A 16,770-nucleotide genomic window follows, 5' to 3' on the forward strand; every position below is an offset into this window, starting at 1 on the left:
GGAAGGGTTCGCAGGGCCCCGGAGATCTATCCACGAACAGACCCTGTCCCGCCTTCCCGAGACCTTCTTGCGGCCCCGCTCGATGCGGTCCTCGCCACGCTTGGGCCGGTACCAAGAGCCCTCCCCATGGCGGGGACGGCTTTGATTATGCAGCCGGTTTGAGCGCGTCTGATTGAATAGGATGAGAAAGTTGTAGAGCGTTGAGTTCGTGGAACTCTTTTCGGCCAACGCCGGGGATAGACCGGGCTCTATCCCCATAACCGGGAACCTCCCCCTGTGGGGGAGGCGATCGCGCAGCGATCGGTGGGGGGAGTTGGAGGAAGACGGCCAGCGCCCCGCAAGCTGAGAACTTCCCCCCACCGGCCTTCGGCCGCCTCCCCCACAGGGGGAGGTTCCTGGGGGCGGGAGCTGTCGCCCTCGGGTCCGGCCAAAGGCCGGCCCGAGGATAAACTCCGCGACTGAGGGGGGGCCTGGCGCCGGCGCTGGCGCCCTCAGGCCCTTCGGGCCACCTCCGGGAGGATCTGGAGGGGCTCGCCCGCCTCACGCTGTGGGTAGCGGGCCTGCCGGCCCAGGCCGTGCGCGAGCGGCTCCTGCCGGTGCACGAGCTGCGCCACCTGACGGTGGAGGTCGGGTAGAGATCCTCTCCCCGAAGGGGGAGGGTGGCCTCCCGGAGGGAGGTCGGGTGAGGGGTCTCTCAAAACAAGACGCCGCGACAGCCGATCAGCCGTCGCGGCGTTCTCGTACATGCGACCCCTCATCCGTCGACTTCGTCGACACCTTCTCCCGCAAGGGGAGAAGGATTGGAAAGATCACTCCGCCTCGTCGTTGGCCGCCTCGACCTCGACGCCGAACACCTCGTCGATGACCTCCATGATCTCTTCGAGGTCGTCGAGGGTGACCTTGACGCGCATGGTCTGGTCGTCGTCGGCGGTGAGCGTCAGGAAGATACCGTGCTCGGTCTCTTCCAGGATGAACTCGTCGAGATTGGCTATGACGGCCATGTTGCGCCTCCCGGTTTCACAAGGGGGAGCGGCCGGCGGCGGCTTTCGTTCCGTGGTCTGGCCGCCGCCGACACGGGGGCTTCAGGCCACGCCGTAGCGGGGCGCGGGACGGTCGCGCGACAGGTTGGGCGCCAGGTTCAGGCGGGCCGCGTCATAGGCGGCGAAGTCGGCCGCCTCGGGCAGCGAGGGGATGGTGATCAGCTCGCCCAGGTCGAAGCCCGCCAGGGCCGCGTCGACCAGGTCGCCGACCTCCATCACCGTGGACGGGTCCAGCGCGTCGACGCTGCCGCCGGAGCGGTCCCAGATCTCGGTGCGGGTGGCGCCGGGCAGCACCGCCTGCAGCTTCACCGTTTCGGGCAGCTGACTGCGCAGGCCTTGGGTGAAGTAGGTCACATAGGCCTTGGTCGCGCCGTAGACCGGCGAGCGGAACTCGGGCAGCAGGCCCACCACCGACGAGATGTTGACGATGGCGCCGCGCCCGCGGGCCTGGAAGGCGACGGCGGCCGCGTGGGCCAGGCGCGTCACCGACACCACGTTCAGCTGGATCAGGTTGTCGACCTTGTCGACGTCCTGCTCGACGAAGTCGCCGCCCAGGGCCGCGCCGGCGTTGTTGATCAGGAGGTCGATGCTCGCGTCTTCGGCCAGGCGGGCCTCGACCCGGGCCAGGTCGACGGCGTTGGTCAGGTCGGCCTGCAGCACGTCGACCTTGACGCCGGTCTCGCTGCGCAGGCGTTCGGCCAGGGCGGCCAGGCGCGCCGCGTCGCGGGCGACCAGCACCAGGTCGTGGCCGCGGCGGGCCAGGCGGTCGGCATAGGTGGCGCCGATGCCGGTCGAGGCGCCGGTCACCAGGGCCGCGCCGGAAAACTGCTTGTTGCTCATGTCTGGATCCCCTCGGGATGCTGGCCGCCACGCTCGTCGCGGCGGGGTGACTTGCAGATGGCTAGTGACTTTCGAATTGCAAGTGACTGGCTTTCATTTTGCTATCGACCGCCTATCTTGATCTCATGACCACGCGCGCCTTCGATCCCGGACAGTGCCCCGTCGGCCGCACGCTCGAACGCGTCGGCGACACCTGGAGCCTGATGATCCTGCGGGACGCCCTGCAGGGGCTGACCCGCTTCGACGAGTTCGAGAAGAGCCTCGGCGTGGCCCCCAACATCCTCGCCAAGCGCCTGGCCGGACTAGTACAATCCGGCTTTCTCGAGCGGCGGCCCTATCAGGAGCGGCCGGTGCGCCATGAGTATGTGCCGACCGCGCGCGGCCGCGACTTCGCCCCGGTGCTGACCGCGCTGCTGGCCTTCGGCAACCGCCACTTCGCCGATGAGGGGATCGCCGGGCAGTTGGTCGACCGGACCACCGGCCGGGCGGCCGAGCCGATCGTGGTCGACGCCGTCAGCGGCCGCCCGATCGACGGCGAGACCTTCACCTACGCCGCCGGCCCGGCCGCGGGACAGACGGTGCGCGACCGCGCGGCCCTGATCGAGGCCAGACGCGGGCGCGGCTGAAACGGCCCAAGGCTCAGGTTGTCCACCGTTGCTGACCGCCTTGTCAGGCAGGCGTCAGCCTGACGACCCGATGGCGCCGCTACATCCGTCGCAACCTCTCCGGAACGACGGATGCTTCGATGATCTCGCTTGTGCGGACGGCCTTGGCGCGTCCCTACACCTTCGTCGTCATGGCCGCGATGATCCTCATCGTCGGCGTGCTGGCGATCCTGCGCACCCCGACCGACATCTTTCCGGAGATCCGCGTCCCTGTCGTGGCGGTGGCCTTCACCTATAACGGCCTGTCGCCGGAGGACATGTCGGGCCGGATCCTGACGCCCTACCAGCGGGCCCTGACCACCACGGTCAACGACATCGAGCACATCGAGGCCACCTCGCTGCAGGGCATCGGGGTGGTGAAGGTGTACTTCCAGCCCGGCGCCGACATCCGCCTGGCCAACGCCCAGATCACCGCCGTCTCGCAGACCCTGCTGCGCCAGATGCCGACCGGCACCACCCCGCCGCTGGTGCTGAACTACAACGCCTCGACCGTGCCGATCGTGCAGCTGGCCCTGTCGGGCCAGGGCATGAGCGAGCAGCAGCTGTTCGACTACGGCGTCAACTTCATCCGCACGCGGCTGGTGACGGTGCCCGGCGCGGCCGTGCCGTTCCCGTTCGGCGGCAAGACCCGCCAGATCCAGGTCGACATCGATCCGCAGGCCCTGCTGTCCAAGGGGCTGTCGGCCACCGACGTCGGCGCGGCCATCGCCGCCCAGACCCAGATCACGCCGGCCGGCTTCGTCAAGATCGGCGAGTTCCAGTACAGCCTGCGCCTCAACAACGCCCCCGGCTCGGTCGACGAGCTGAACGCCCTGCCGGTGCGCACGGTCAACGGCGCGACCATCCGCCTGGGCGACGTGGCCCACGTGCGCGACGGTTCGGCCCCGCAGCAGAACGTCGTCCACGTGGACGGCCAACGCTCGGTGCTGATGACGGTGCTGAAGTCGGGCGCGACCTCGACCATCGCCATCGTCGACGGCATCAAGGGCGCGCTGCCCGAACTGAAGGCCCAGCTGCCGGACAACCTGTCGATCACGCCGCTGAACGACCAGTCGACCTTCGTGAAGGCCGCCGTCGAGGGCGTGGTGCACGAGGGCGCGCTGGCCGCCATCCTGACCTCGCTGATGATCCTGCTGTTCCTGGGCAGCTGGCGCTCGACGGTGATCATCGCCGTGTCGATCCCGCTGGCCGTGCTGGCGGCGGTGGCGGCCCTGGCCGCCTTCGGCCAGACCCTGAACGTCATGACCCTGGGGGGGCTCGCCCTGGCCGTCGGCATCCTGGTCGACGACGCCACGGTGACCATCGAGAACATCAACTGGCACCTGGAGCACGGCAAGGACGTCAAGACCGCGATCCTCGACGGCGCGGCCCAGATCGTCACGCCGGCCTTCGTCTCCCTGCTCTGCATCTGCATCGTCTTCGTGCCGATGTTCTTCCTGCCGGGCGTGTCGGGCTTCCTGTTCGTGCCGATGGCGATGTCGGTGGTCTTCGCGATGATCGCCTCGTTCCTGCTGTCGCGCACCCTGGTGCCGACCATGGCGGCCTTCCTGCTGAAGCCGCACGCGCCGCACGACCAGGAGGCGCCGTCCAAGAACCGCCTGGTGCGCTTCCAGCGCGGCTTCGAGCGGGTGTTCGCCAAGGTGCGCGACGCCTATGCCGGCCTGCTGGGCTTCGCCCTGGGCGCGCGCGGCAAGTTCGTCGCCGGCTTCCTGGCGTTCGCGGTGCTGAGCCTGGCGCTGGTTCCGTTCCTGGGCCGCAACTTCTTCCCGGCCGTGGACTCCGGCTCGATCGCCATGCACGTCCGCGCGCCCACCGGCTATCGCATCGAGGAGTCGGCGGCGCTGTTCGACCGCATCCAGCGCCAGGTGCGTACGGTCATCCCCAGCGCCGAGATCGACACCATGGTCGACAACATCGGCCTGTCCACCAGCGGCATCAACGTCGCCTACAACGCCTCGGGCACCATCGGCCCGATGGACGGCGACATTCTGATCAGCCTGAAGAAGGGCCACAAGCCGACCGACGACTACGTTAAGGCGCTGCGCCAGGAGCTGCCCAAGGCCTTCCCGAACGCGACCTTCTCGTTCCTGCCGGCCGACGTCACCAGCCAGATCCTGAACTTCGGCAGCCCCGCGCCGATCGACATCCAGGTGGCCGGCGGGGATGCGGCGACCAACCAGGCCTACGCCCAGAAGATCCTGCGGGCCATCCGCGGCGTCGAGGGCATCGCCGACGTGCGGATCCAGCAGCCCACGGCCTCGCCGCAGCTGCGCTTCGACGCCGACCGCACCCGTATCCACGCCCTGGGCCTGGACGAGCGCGACGTCACCGCCAGCCTGGCCGGCGCCGTGGCCGGCAGCGCCCAGACCGCGCCGGTGTTCTGGCTGAACCCGCAGAACGGGGTGTCCTACCCGATCGTCGCCCAGACGCCGGAATACCTGATCGACAGCTTCGAGAAGCTGGGCGCCATCCCGGTCACCGGCAGCCGCGTTCCCAACGAGGCGCCGCAGGTGCTGGGCGGCCTGGGCGCGCTGAGCCGCGGCACGACGGCGGCCGTGGTCTCGCAGTACAACATCCAGCCGATGGTCAACGTCTATGCGGCCACGCAGGGCCGCGACCTGGGCGGCGTGGCGGCCGACGTCCAGAAGGTTCTCAAGAGCCTGGAGAAGGACAAGCCGGCCAAGGTGCGCGTAACCCTGCGCGGCCAGTACCAGACCATGAACACCGCCTTCTCCGGCATGGGCTGGGGCCTCTTGGGCGCGGTCGTGATGATCTACCTGCTGATCGTCATCAACTTCCAGTCCTGGCTGGACCCGTTCGTGATCATCTCGGCCCTGCCGGCCGCCCTGGCGGGCATCGCCTGGATGCTGTTCGCCACCGGCACGCCGCTGTCGGTGCCCGCCCTGACCGGCGCGATCATGTGCATGGGCGTGGCCACGGCCAACTCGATCCTGGTGGTCAGCTTCGCCCGCGAGCGGCTGGCGGCCACGGGCGACGCGGTGCAGGCCGCCTTCGAGGCCGGGGTCACCCGCTTCCGCCCGGTGCTGATGACCGCCCTGGCCATGATCATCGGCATGGGGCCCATGGCCCTGGCCCTGGGCGAGGGCGCCGAGCAGAACGCCCCACTGGGCCGCGCCGTCATCGGCGGCCTGATCTTCGCCACCTGCGCCTCGCTGCTGTTTGTTCCGACCATCTTCGCCATCGTCCACGGCCGCCGCCCCCGCGCGGAAGCGCCGTCCACCGAAGGATCCGTCCATGCCTGACACCCTGCCCAAGACCGATCCGCGTCGGCTGCGCCGTCTGGCGCTGGTCGGCGCCGCGGGTTTCGCCCTGATCCTGGCGACGGGCGCGGCCGCCCGCTTCATGAGCGGCAAGGACCTGGCCGCCGCCAGCCAGGACGCCGGCGTCGTCACCGTCAGCGTCGTGCGGCCGACCGCCGGCGAGGACGGCGCGCTGGTGCTGCCCGGCCGCCTGCAGGCCTGGAACCAGGCCCCGGTCTACGCCCGCACCGACGGCTATCTGCGTCGCTGGTACGTCGACATCGGCCAGCCGGTGAAGGCCGGCCAGGTGCTGGCCGATATCGACGCGCCGGAAGTCGACCAGCAGCTGGTCGCCGCCCGCGCCGCGCTGGCCACGGCCTCGGCCCAGCGTGACCTCGCCTCGGTCGGGGCCGCCCGCTGGAAGCGCCTGGTGAGCGAGAACGCCGTCTCCCAGCAGGAGGCCGACGAGAAGCAGGGCGACCTGGCCGCCCGCGAAGCCATGCGCAACGAGGCCGCCGCCAATGTGCGCCGGCTGGAGAGCCTGGCCGCCTTCAAGCGCATCGTCGCGCCGTTCGACGGCGTGGTGACCAGCCGCGACACCGACCTGGGCGCCCTGATCAGCGCCGGGGGCGGCGCGCCGTCGCCCTTGTTCACGGTGTCGGACACCCGTCGCCTGCGCCTCTATGTCAGCGTGCCCCAGAGCATGGCCGCCTCGATCCGTCCGGGCATGACCGCCAGCTTCGCCACGCCCGACCAGCCCGGCCAGTCGTTCCAGGCGCGGCTGGTGCGCGCCGCCGACGCCGTCGACGCCCAGTCGGGCGCCATGCTGGTGCAGCTGGAGGTCGACAACGCCGCGGGCCTGCTGAAGCCCGGCGCCTACGCCCAGGTCAGCCTCGATCTGGGCAAGGGCGGCCTGGCCCAGGCCGCGCCCGCCACCCTGCGCGTGCCGGCCAACACCCTGCTGTTCCGCAAGGAGGGCACGGCGATCGCCGTGGTCGACAGCAACGGCAAGGTGCACATCCGCAAGGTCACGATCGCCAAGGACCACGGCTCGGAACTGGAGCTGGCCGGCGGCCTGGCGGCCAACGAATGGGTGGTCAGCAGCCCGCCCGACGCCATCGCCGACGGCGACAGCGTGCGCGCCATCCAGCCCAAGCCCGCCCAGAACAAGACCGCCCAAGCCGAGGGAGGCGCCGGTGCGCGCGGCTAAGGCTGTCCTGCCCCTGGCGCTGCTGGGCCTGGCGGCCTGCAGCACGGCGCCGGCCTATGCGCCGCCGGCCGTCCAGGCCCCCGCCGCCTTCCGCGACACCGGACCCTGGACCCCGGCGGGCGCGGCCGGCACGGCTCAGGCCGGCGACTGGTGGGCGGTGTTCGCCGATCCGGTGCTGGACGGCCTGGAGCAGCGCCTGTCGGGCGGCAACGCCAGCCTCGCCCAGGCCCTGGCGCGCTATGACCAGGCCCGCGCCCTGGCCCGCCAGGCGCGCAGCGACCTCTATCCGACGGTGGGGATCGACGCGGGCGCGGCCAGCCAGCGCACGACCTCCGCCGGCCGCACCGATCCGGTCGGCCTCAGCGCCTCGGCCGCCTACGAGCTGGACCTGTGGGGCCGCGTGCGCAGCCAGGTGGCGGCCGGCCGGGCCGACGCCGACGCCAGCGCCGCCGACCTGGCCGCCGTGCGCCTGAGCCTGCAGGCCCAGCTGGCCGACGCCTATTTCCAGCTGCGCGGGGCCGACGCCCAGATCGCCGTGCTGTCGTCGACCGCCGACGCCTATCGCCAGGCGCTGGACCTGACCCGGCGACGCCAGGTGGGCGGCGCCTCCAGCGCGCTCGACACCGGCCGGGCCGAGACCCAGCTGGCCACCGCGCTGGCCCAGCAGGAGCAGGCCCTGGCCGATCGCGCCTTGCTGGAGCACGCGCTGGCGGTGCTGGTCGGCGAGCCGGCCTCCAGCTTCTCGGTCGTGGCGATCGACGGCCTGTCGGATGCGCCGAGGACGCCGGTGACGACGCCGTCGCTCGTTCTGCAGCGTCGGCCCGACATCGCCGCGGCCGAGCGCCGGGTGGCCGCCGCCAACGCCCGCATCGGCGTGGCCCGCGCCGCCTGGTTCCCGACCGTGACCCTGGCCGCCAGCGGCGGCTGGCAGTCGACGGGCGGGGAGCTGCTGACCACGGCCAATCGCGTCTGGGCCCTGGGACCGGCGGCGGCGGCCCTGCCGCTGCTGGACGGCGGCGCCCGCAAGGCCGAGGTCGCCCGCACGCGCGCCGTGTTCGACGAGGCCGCCGCAGGCTATCGCCAGACCGTGCTGGACGCCTTCCGCGAGGTCGAAGACCAGATGGCGCTGGCGAACCGCCTGGCCGCGGCCCAGGCCCGCCAGGACGAGGCGGTCGACGCCGCCGCCCGCACCCGCGCCCTGGCCACGACCCGGTATCGCGAGGGGGCGGCCAGCTATCTCGACGTGGTCACCGCCCAGACCGCCGAACTGGACGCCCGCCGCTCGGCCCTGGACCTGCGCACCCGCCGCCTGGCGGCCAGCGTCGACCTGATCCGCGCGCTGGGCGGCGGCTGGAGGGGTGGGGAGAGCGCCTAAGGGGGGCGCCCAATCGTCCGGCGGCAAGACGCCGTGGCGTTCAAAGCCTCCAACGATCGTCATCCCGGCCGCAGCGAAGCGGAGAGCCGGGACCCAGGAGCAACCGCAGTGCGACGGCCCCTGGGTCCCGGCTCTACGACCCGCGATGCGGGTCTTCGGCCGGGATGACGGCCTTTTTCACCCGTCCCAATCGAGTCCGGATTCTAGGACTTGGCCGCCGGCGGCTGGGGCTTGGGGTACCAGAGCGCGTTGACGATCACCCAGCGGTCGCCGAACCGGCCAAGGTTGAGATGGTCGACGAACCAGGGGGTCTCGACCCGCGCCACCGCCACGTTGCCGGCCACGTCGAGCACGCGCACGCTGCGGTCCCACTTCTCGCGCGGGGTCTTCAGGGCGCCTTGCCGGGTCAGGCTGACGAGCTCGTCGCGGTTCATGCGGCGCAGGCCCAGGGTCTCGTCCGGATCCGGACGCGCGCGGATGGCGCGCTTGGCCAGATCGGGGTGCAGCGAGCGGGTGACGCGCGCGACGTCGCCTTCCAGCTGGCCGTCGACATAGTCGTAGGCCACCGCCTCGACCGCCTTGACGGCGGCCGCATCCAGCGCCTGCGGGGCGGCGGCTTGCGGCTGGACCGGAACGGCGGGCGGCGCGGCGGCTTCGAGGGCGATGGCGGCGAGCAGGGCGGCGATCATGGGCGTCTCCGGTTTGCTGTCGTTGGCGGGTCAGTCGGCCAGGCGGGTCCAGACCAGGGCGGCCAGGTCCTTGGGCTTGAGGTCGATGTCCTCGCCCTCGGGCGTGCCGTGCTGGAACCCTTCCAGGCATGTGGGGAAGCCGTCCTCGAGCCAGAGGATGAACCCCATCAGGAGGGTCCTGCCGTCGACCGCGACCTCGGCGGTCGGGCTTTCCAGCGTGCGCGTCGGCCAGTCGAGGGGCGGCTGGGCGCGGTCGACGTCGAAGCAGGTGTAGAAGCCGTGGCCGGTGTTCTCGCGCTCGGCCAGCTGCATCGTCGCCAGCAGCGAGCGCAGTTGCCGCGCCATGCCTGGCCTGGCGTCGCAGATCGCGCTCAGCGCGGCCTTTTCAAGATCCGTGAAACCCGACATGCGCCCCCCCTGGACGCGGACCTTAGCGCCAAGGTTACGGGTCGCCTATGGGGGTCTGGCGGCAGTCAGGCCTGAACCGGCTCGCCCCTGCGCGTCGCGGGCTCCTGGGGATCGCCGGAGGGGGCCGCGCCGCCGGGCAGGGTGAAGCCGATCAGCACCTCGCCCTCGTCGCAGCGGGCGAACACCGCGCCGCCATGCATGGTGACGATGGCCTTGACCACGGCCAGGCCCAGGCCGTGGACGTCGTGGCTGTGCTCGCGGGCGCGGTCGAGGCGATAGAAGCGGTCGAACAGCCGCGCCAGGTGCGCCTCGGGTATGGGGCCGCCGCGGTTGCGCACGCCCAGGCAGACCTTGCCGTCCGGCTGCGGCTCGATGGTCACGCGCACCGTCTTGCAGTCGACCCCGTGGCGGATGGCGTTGTCGAGCAGGTTGGTCACCGCCCGGCCCAGCAGCGAGGCGTCGGCCGCCACCAGGCCGTCGCCGACCACCACCAGCGCGACGCCGGCGTCCTCGAACAGCACGTCGAGGAAGTCGGCGGTCTTGTGGGTCAGGGCCGCCAGCGACACCGTCTCCAGGTTGGCCGCCAGCGCGCCCTGGTCGGCGCGGGCCATGAACAGCATGTCGTTGATGATGCAGCGCAGGCGGTCCAGCTCTTCGAGGTTGGAATGCAGCACCTCTTCCAGCTCGCCGGTCTCGCGCGGGCGCGACAGGGCCACCTGGGTCTGGCCGATCAGGTTGCCCAGCGGCGTGCGCAGCTCGTGGGCGACGTCGGCGTTGAACGAGGCCAGGCGCTCGTAGGCGTCCTGCAGGCGGTCGAGCGCGCCGTTGAAGGCGGTCATCAGGCCCACCAGCTCGGTCGGCAGGTCGTGGGTGGGCATGCGCAGGCCAAGATCGTTGGGGTTCAGCGCGCGGGCGCGCTGCGACAGGCGGTCGACGGGGGCCAGGCCCTTGCGCGCCACCCACCAGCCCAGCAGGCTGACCAGGGCGATGGTCACCAGCGACACGGCCAGCACGCCGACGCCCAGCACGCGGCGCGAGGCGTCGAACGGCGCGGTGTCGGTGGCGATCACCAGCCGCACCTCCGGCCGTTCCAGATAGGGCGGCACGCGCCGGGTCAGCGTCATGTAGCGCTTGCCGTCGAAATGGATCAGGTCGACGCCGTCGCGCGCCCGGGCCAGGGCGTCGTCGGGGGCGAAGCGGAAGCGGGCGTCGGGACAGTCGACCCGGTAGCGGGTGCTGCCGTTGGCGGGGGTGAACGATTCCAGCTTGTCGCCCAGCATCGGCCAGCGCTGGGGATCGCCGGCGTGGCGGATCATCGCGTCGATGATCTCCATGCGGGCGTTCAGCTCCTCGGCCTGGTGGCGGCGCAACTCCAGGCTCTGGAAGCCGAAGATGGCCACGCCCGCCAGCACCGACACCAGGGTGGTGGCGATGGCGAACATCAGGGCCAGGCGGCCGGCTATGGACTTGGGCGCGATCGAGGCGGGGGTCATTCGGGGCCTCCGTCGGGGCGGTGCTCGAGCACGTAGCCCATGCCGCGCACGGTGTGCAGCAGCTTGGTCTCGAACATGCCGTCGATCTTGGCCCGCAGCCGCTTGATGGCCACCTCGACCACGTTGGTGTTGGTGTCGAAATTGATGTCCCAGACCAGCTCGGTGATGATCGTCTTGGAGACGATCTGCGACTGGCGCCGGCCCAGCACGGCCAGCAGGGCGAACTCCTTGGCCGTCAGGTTCAGGCGGCGTCCGGCCCGGGTGGCGCGGCGGGCCAGCAGGTCCAGATGCAGGTCGCCGACGGTGATGGTGGTGGCCTCGCCGCGTCCGCGCCGGGTGATGGCCTGCAGCCGCGCCAGCAGCTCCAGGAACGAGAACGGCTTGACCAGGTAGTCGTCGGCGCCGGCCCCCAGGCCGCGCAGGCGGTCGTCGACGCTGTCGCGGGCGGTCAGCATGATCACCGGCGTCTGGCGGGTCTGGCGCAGGCGCTCCAGCATGGCCACGCCGTCGAGGCCCGGCAGCATGCCGTCCAGCACGATGGCGTCGTAGTCGAGGGTCTGGGCCAGGTGCAGGCCGTCCTCGCCGTCGCCGACGAAGTCGACCGAGTAGCCCTGTTCCGTCAGCCCCTTGCGCAGATAGGCGACGGTCTTGGGTTCGTCCTCGACGATCAGGATCTTCATGATGGCGGCTGGCCCGGCGGCGCGGTGTTCGTGCGGCGGAGGCGCAAGGCCTCCTCGAACAGCTTTGATACAGCGTCCCCGCGCCGACCGCCACGGCTGGGGCGGGAAGGGGGCTCGGTAGCGGCCGGGCGAGGACTGCAGCCTAGATGGCAGAGGGCTCGGGTCGCCAGGCTGACGCCCGCATGACATTTTCGACCCGAACGCGCCGGGGGCATCGCGGCGAACCATCTTCAATTGTGGAAATAACTGTTTCTCGCATAGCTTGTGCTCGTTTCGGCGCGAGGTCGCGCCGCGGGCAGGGGCGAAAGATGGCGATCTGGACGATCGAGGTGGTCAACGAAACCGGGGCGGCGCAGGACTTCTTCGTCTTCAGCCAGCCGCCGGAGGTGCGTTTCGCCGGCCAGGCCGTCGCGGTGCATCCCTGCGCCTGGATCACCTATCCGGGCGTCCAGCCCGGCGAGCGGCGGCGCTCGACGTTCAGCGAGAGCATCTCCATCTATGTCGACCTGAACGGCGCCAAGCCCGCGCCCGGCGTGGTGCTGGTGGAAAGCGCCAATGTTCCGGTCGACGCCCGGGCGCGCGACAGCGTCAGCCTGCTCACCGACTTCAACAGCGGCATCTTCGGACCGGTCGAGCACGGGCGGTCGGAGTACGGCACGGTCTCGCTGCACACGTCCGATCCGCTGGTGAGGGAGGGCTTCCCGCCGCCTTCGACGGTCGGGCTGGGCAAGTTCGGCGACAGCGACCTGCCGTACCCGATCGCCGGTTTCGCGCCCAAGCCGGGCGGCGTGTTCGTGATCAAGCCGTCGCGCCGCTTCCACCTGGCGCAGGGACGCCCGCTGCGGGGCGAGGCGCTGGCGCTGCATCCGCCGTCGGTGGCCGATATCGACTTCGACGCCGACGACCTGAAGGCGACGATCACGGCCGGGGCCGACGGGGTCTTCGCCGTCGCCTACGGCGCGAACTGAGCCGGCGGAGGGGGCATGGCGGTCTGGACGATCGAGATCGTGAACGGCGGCGACGCGGTTCGCAGCTATGGGCTGCTGCCCGCGCCGCCGGACGTCACCCAGGACGGCGCGCCGGTGGCGGTTCTGCCCGCGGTCTGCGCGGCGTTCGACTATGTCGAGCCGGGCGCGCCCCGCACCACCACCTTCAGCGAGGCGGTCCAGGCCCTGGTCGACTTTCCCGCCGTCGTGCAGGTCGACCGGGTGATCAAGGGCCTGTTCGCCGTGCCGGTGAACCCGCTGGCCCGCGACCTCGTCACCATCACCCACATGGACGACCAGGGCGGCAGCCGGGGCTTCGCCGAGGAGTTGACGTCCGGCGCGGCCGAGCCAGGCCACTTCGCGATCCGCACCAAGGCCGACTTTCCCAACGGCGACGGGGTGGTGCTGGGCGTGACCAAGCAGATCGACAGCAACGAGCCCGTGCCGGCGGCGGTGTTCGCGGCCCGGCCGCAGATCACCTACCAGATCCGGCCACGGCCGGTGTTCCACCTGATCGAAGGGCGCTATGTGCGCGGCAAGGTGCTGGACCTGTCGGCCAGGGCCGGGGCGGTCATCGACTTCACCGGCCGCGAGCGGGCCAAGGCCACCGTCGTGCAGGCGGCCGACGGCGGCTTCTCGGTGACCTACGGGGCGATCTAGTCAGTCGACGCAGATCGCGCCGACCGCCTTGCCGTTGACCACCTTGGCGTAGCAGCCGAACTGCACGTTCGAGCGCTTGCACTGGCCGGTCACCGGGGCGTCGTTGGGTTCGAGGTTGCCCTCGACGATGCAGCCGCCCTGGCACTGGGCGTTGTCGGTGCAGGCCTTGCCGGCGTCGGCGTAGGGCACGACGCAGGTGGGCAGGCCGCGGCGGCCGACCATCTCGATCTGGCCGCCGCGCGCGGCGCAGGCCTCGGCGGTATCGCCGGCCGAGGCGGCCTGGGCGGGCCCCGCCGGCGGAGGAGCCGTCGGGGCGCAGGCGGCCAGGGTCAGCAGGGCGGCGGCGATCAGCGGCAGGCGCATCAGGAACACTCTCTTCTCGATACTCTCGCCGCTCTCGGCGATCAGCCCATGAACGCCGGCAGCCAGGCTTCGTTCGCCTCGCGCAGCTTGGCCAGCGGGATCGAGAACAGGTCGGTCGAGGCGAAGGCCTCGCCGCCGGCCACGCCCGCGAGATTGGCGTGCACGCCGGCTTCCTTGGCCGCTTCCAGCAGGGCGTCCGGATCGGGCGTCGCCACCAGGTAGCGGGCCTGGTCCTCGCCGAACAGGTAGGGGTGGGCGTGGGCGTGGCTGGTGGCGTTCAGGGTGACGCCGACCTTGCTGGCCAGCGCGATGTCGGCCGCGGCGACCAGCAGGCCGCCGTCCGACAGGTCGTGCACGCCGGCCACCAGGCCCGAGCCGATCAGGCCGCGGACGAAGTCGCCGTTCTTACGCTCGACCGCCAGGTCGACCGGCGGCGGGGCGCCGTCCTCGCGGCCCAGGATCTCGCGCAGATAGATCGAGGCGCCCAGTTCGCCGTGCGTCTCGCCGATCAGCACCAGGGTGTCGCCCTCGGCCACGTTGCCGAAGCCCGTGCGCAGGTCGTAATCGGCCAGCAGGCCGACGGCGCCGACGGTCGGGGTCGGCGGAATGGCGACGCCGTTGGTCTCGTTGTAGAGGCTGACATTGCCGCTCACGACCGGGAAGTCGAGCACGCGGCAGGCCTCGGCCATGCCGTCGGTGGCGCGCACGATCTGGCCCATGGTCTCGGGCTTTTCGGGGCTGCCGAAGTTGAGGTTGTCGGTGATGGCGATGGGCAGCGAGCCCGCAGCCGTCAGGTTGCGCCAGGCTTCGGCGACAGCCTGCTTGCCGCCTTCGTACGGGTCGGCCTGGACGTAACGCGGGGTGCAGTCGCTGGTCACGGCCACGGCCTTGCCGGTGCCGTGGATGCGCACGATGCCGGCGTCGCAGCCGGTGGCGCTGTCTTCCAGCGTGTCGGCCATCACGTGACGGTCGTACTGCTCCCACAGCCAGCGCTTGGAGGCCATGTCGGGGCAGCCGAGGACCTTGAGCACGGCCTCTTCCCAGTTCTGCGGCGCGGCGACCTTGGCCGGGTCGAGGCGGGCGTCGACCTTCGGTTCGGTCCAGGGACGGTCATAGAGCGGCGCATCGTCGAACAGCGGGGCCAGCGGCACGTCGCAGACGGTCTCGCCGTGGTGCTTGAGCACCAGGCGGCCGGTGTCGGTGGTGTAGCCGATGACGGCGGCGTCCAGGCCCCACTTCTCGAAGATGGCGTGGCCGTCCTGCTCGCGGCCGGGCTTCAGGACCGCCAGCATGCGCTCCTGGCTTTCCGACAGCATCATCTCGTAGGCCGACATGCCGGTCTCGCGCTGCGGGACCATGTCCATGTTCAGCTCGATGCCGACGCCGCCCTTGCCGGCCATCTCGACCGACGACGACGTAAGACCAGCAGCGCCCATGTCCTGGATGGCGGCGACGGCGCCGGTGGCCATCAGCTCCAGCGTGGCTTCGATCAGCAGCTTTTCGGCGAAGGGGTCGCCGACTTGCACGGTGGGGCGCTTCTCCTCGGAATCCTCGGAGAACTCGGCCGACGACATGGTCGCGCCGTGGATGCCGTCGCGGCCGGTCTTGGAGCCGAAATAGACGACCGCCAGGCCCGGGCCTGGAGCGGCCGAGTAGAAGATGCTGTCGGCCTTGGCCAGGCCCACGCACATGGCGTTGACCAGGATGTTGCCGTTGTAGCCCTTGTGGAAGTTGGTCTCGCCCGCGACGGTGGGCACGCCCACGCAGTTGCCGTAGCCGGCGATGCCGGCGACCACGCCGTCCACCAGGCGCTTGGTCTTGGGGTGAGCCGGCTCGCCGAAGCGCAGGGCGTTCAGCAGGGCGATGGGACGCGCGCCCATGGTGAAGACGTCGCGCATGATGCCGCCCACGCCCGTCGCCGCGCCCTGATAGGGCTCGATGTAGGAGGGGTGGTTGTGGCTTTCCATCTTGAAGATGATCGCGTCGCCGTCATCGATGTCGATGACGCCGGCGTTCTCGCCCGGACCGCAGATCACGCGCGGGCCGCTGATCGGGAACTTCTTCAGCTGGTTCTTGGACGACTTGTACGAGCAGTGCTCGGACCACATCACCGAAAACACGCCCAGCTCGACGAGGTTGGGCTCGCGGCCCAGGCGGTCGAGGACGACCGCGTATTCCTCGGGCTTCAGGCCGAACTCGGCGGCCGTATCGGCCATCGTCTTGGCGGGGGACTTGGCGGGGGCGTTGGTCGGTGCGCTCATGGGCGCGCCTTCTAGCGCGGCTGCGGGGATTCCGCTATATTCTAGAAAGCTGAAGGTGGTTCTAGAAATGGGCATCAGCATCAAGCGCGCCGAGACCGAGGCCCTGGCCCGTCAGGTGGCTGAAGCCACGGGCGTCAGCCTGACGGATGCGATCCATAATGCGCTGGCTGATACGTTGAAGACGCTGGGGCTTGAGCCCCAGGCGCAGACGGATCGACGCGTCGAGATCGAGGCTTGGCTGCGGGAGGTCGATGCGCGGCTCCGCATCTCCGACAAGACGGCGGCGGAGATCGATGCCGAAATGTATGACGAGCAGGGCCTGCCTCGTTGATCGTCGTCGATACGTCGGCGTTGGCGGCCATCGTCCTGAAAGAGCCCGAGCGCGAGATGTTTCTCTCGCTCCTGCTCGCCCAGCCGCGCAAGGCGATGTCCGCCGCCAGTGTGGTCGAGGCCGCCCACGTCTATGCCAGGGCCTACGGGCCAGAGATCGTCTCGAACGAGCTCGACAGGGATCTGCAGATGCTCGGCATCGAGATTGTCGATGTCGATCGTGTGCAGGTGCGCGTGGCGGTCGAGGCGGCGATGACTTTTGGCAAAGGCCGCCATCCGGCGAGGCTGAATCTCGGAGACTGCTTTTCCTACGCCCTCGCCAAGTCGCTGAATGCGCCGCTGCTCTTCAAGGGCGACGACTTCGTCCATACCGACATCCGTTCGGCGATCTGACGTCTCGCGCGAAAACCCGCGTAAAAACATAAGCTAAGCAGGAACTAAGGCAGCTGCGCCGAAGGAACGCGGCGAGTCTCGCGCCCGTTCTTCATCCCGTGCGCATCGCAGCGCGCG

Annotated in this window: 16 protein-coding genes and 1 pseudogene; 9 read left to right on the forward strand and 8 right to left on the reverse strand. The window is 70.6% G+C overall.

The window, feature by feature from the left end; all coding sequences use genetic code 11:
• Nucleotides 1-809: 809 nt before the first annotated feature.
• Both AC1DCG_RS02100 and AC1DCG_RS02105 read right to left on the reverse strand, forming a co-directional pair.
• Complete coding sequence (locus AC1DCG_RS02100; protein ID WP_165256608.1) at nt 810-1,001, reverse strand: hypothetical protein; 192 nt, start codon at nt 999-1,001, stop codon at nt 810-812.
• 81 nt (nt 1,002-1,082) lie between these two features.
• Nucleotides 1,083-1,880 (reverse strand): SDR family NAD(P)-dependent oxidoreductase, encoded by a 798-nt coding sequence (locus AC1DCG_RS02105; protein WP_477029513.1) that lies wholly within the window; start codon nt 1,878-1,880, stop codon nt 1,083-1,085.
• 125 nt (nt 1,881-2,005) lie between these two features.
• On the opposite strand from AC1DCG_RS02105, the gene AC1DCG_RS02110 reads away from it, so the two are divergent.
• From AC1DCG_RS02110 to AC1DCG_RS02130, 5 genes and pseudogenes are all read left to right on the forward strand, one after another.
• Complete coding sequence (locus tag AC1DCG_RS02110) at nt 2,006-2,506, forward strand: winged helix-turn-helix transcriptional regulator (RefSeq protein ID WP_477029514.1); 501 nt, start codon at nt 2,006-2,008, stop codon at nt 2,504-2,506.
• 119 nt (nt 2,507-2,625) lie between these two features.
• Nucleotides 2,626-5,808 (forward strand): efflux RND transporter permease subunit, encoded by a 3,183-nt coding sequence (locus AC1DCG_RS02115; RefSeq protein ID WP_477029515.1) that lies wholly within the window; start codon nt 2,626-2,628, stop codon nt 5,806-5,808.
• Nucleotides 5,801-7,015: an efflux RND transporter periplasmic adaptor subunit gene (locus AC1DCG_RS02120; protein ID WP_477029516.1), complete on the forward strand. Its 1,215-nt coding sequence runs from the start codon at nt 5,801-5,803 to the stop codon at nt 7,013-7,015. The genes AC1DCG_RS02115 and AC1DCG_RS02120 overlap by 8 nt, the downstream gene beginning before the upstream one ends.
• Nucleotides 7,002-8,390 (forward strand): efflux transporter outer membrane subunit, encoded by a 1,389-nt coding sequence (locus AC1DCG_RS02125; RefSeq protein WP_477029517.1) that lies wholly within the window; start codon nt 7,002-7,004, stop codon nt 8,388-8,390. The genes AC1DCG_RS02120 and AC1DCG_RS02125 overlap by 14 nt, the downstream gene beginning before the upstream one ends.
• A 60-nt stretch (nt 8,391-8,450) precedes the next feature.
• Nucleotides 8,451-8,558 (forward strand): annotated as a pseudogene (locus tag AC1DCG_RS02130) (hypothetical protein); the annotation flags it as partial.
• Nucleotides 8,559-8,593: 35 nt separating this feature from the next.
• On the opposite strand, the gene AC1DCG_RS02135 reads toward AC1DCG_RS02130, so the two are convergent.
• The 4 genes from AC1DCG_RS02135 to AC1DCG_RS02150 form a co-directional block, all read right to left on the reverse strand.
• On the reverse strand, nt 8,594-9,079 hold the full coding sequence (locus AC1DCG_RS02135; RefSeq protein WP_477029518.1) for a nuclear transport factor 2 family protein: 486 nt from the start codon (nt 9,077-9,079) through the stop codon (nt 8,594-8,596).
• 30 nt (nt 9,080-9,109) lie between these two features.
• The gene (locus tag AC1DCG_RS02140; RefSeq protein WP_477029519.1) at nt 9,110-9,487 is read right to left on the reverse strand and encodes a hypothetical protein; all 378 of its coding nucleotides are present in this window, start codon (nt 9,485-9,487) and stop codon (nt 9,110-9,112) included.
• A gap of 65 nt (nt 9,488-9,552) precedes the next feature.
• Nucleotides 9,553-10,980, reverse strand: a complete 1,428-nt coding sequence (locus AC1DCG_RS02145; protein ID WP_477029520.1) for a heavy metal sensor histidine kinase — start codon at nt 10,978-10,980, stop codon at nt 9,553-9,555.
• Nucleotides 10,977-11,660, reverse strand: coding sequence for a heavy metal response regulator transcription factor (locus tag AC1DCG_RS02150; protein WP_165256590.1), 684 nt, complete (start codon nt 11,658-11,660; stop codon nt 10,977-10,979). The genes AC1DCG_RS02145 and AC1DCG_RS02150 overlap by 4 nt, the downstream gene beginning before the upstream one ends.
• A 308-nt stretch (nt 11,661-11,968) precedes the next feature.
• Here AC1DCG_RS02150 and AC1DCG_RS02155 point away from each other — a divergent pair, with 308 nt between their 5' ends.
• Complete coding sequence (locus tag AC1DCG_RS02155; RefSeq protein ID WP_477029521.1) at nt 11,969-12,628, forward strand: hypothetical protein; 660 nt, start codon at nt 11,969-11,971, stop codon at nt 12,626-12,628.
• Between the two features lie 15 nt (nt 12,629-12,643).
• Nucleotides 12,644-13,306, forward strand: a complete 663-nt coding sequence (locus AC1DCG_RS02160; protein ID WP_477029522.1) for a hypothetical protein — start codon at nt 12,644-12,646, stop codon at nt 13,304-13,306.
• Here AC1DCG_RS02160 and AC1DCG_RS02165 read toward each other — a convergent pair whose 3' ends face one another.
• Nucleotides 13,307-13,669 (reverse strand): hypothetical protein, encoded by a 363-nt coding sequence (locus AC1DCG_RS02165; protein WP_477029642.1) that lies wholly within the window; start codon nt 13,667-13,669, stop codon nt 13,307-13,309.
• A 41-nt stretch (nt 13,670-13,710) separates the two neighbouring features.
• Nucleotides 13,711-15,930, reverse strand: a complete 2,220-nt coding sequence (gene purL, locus AC1DCG_RS02170) for a phosphoribosylformylglycinamidine synthase subunit PurL (RefSeq protein WP_477029523.1) — start codon at nt 15,928-15,930, stop codon at nt 13,711-13,713.
• 67 nt (nt 15,931-15,997) lie between these two features.
• Between purL and AC1DCG_RS02175 the strand changes: the two genes are divergently transcribed.
• Nucleotides 15,998-16,261, forward strand: a complete 264-nt coding sequence (locus tag AC1DCG_RS02175) for a type II toxin-antitoxin system VapB family antitoxin (RefSeq protein ID WP_477029524.1) — start codon at nt 15,998-16,000, stop codon at nt 16,259-16,261.
• Nucleotides 16,258-16,653: a type II toxin-antitoxin system VapC family toxin gene (locus AC1DCG_RS02180; RefSeq protein WP_477029525.1), complete on the forward strand. Its 396-nt coding sequence runs from the start codon at nt 16,258-16,260 to the stop codon at nt 16,651-16,653. The genes AC1DCG_RS02175 and AC1DCG_RS02180 overlap by 4 nt, the downstream gene beginning before the upstream one ends.
• The last annotated feature ends 117 nt before the right edge of the window (nt 16,654-16,770 follow it).

The organism is Caulobacter sp. 10L414, assembly GCF_056395525.1.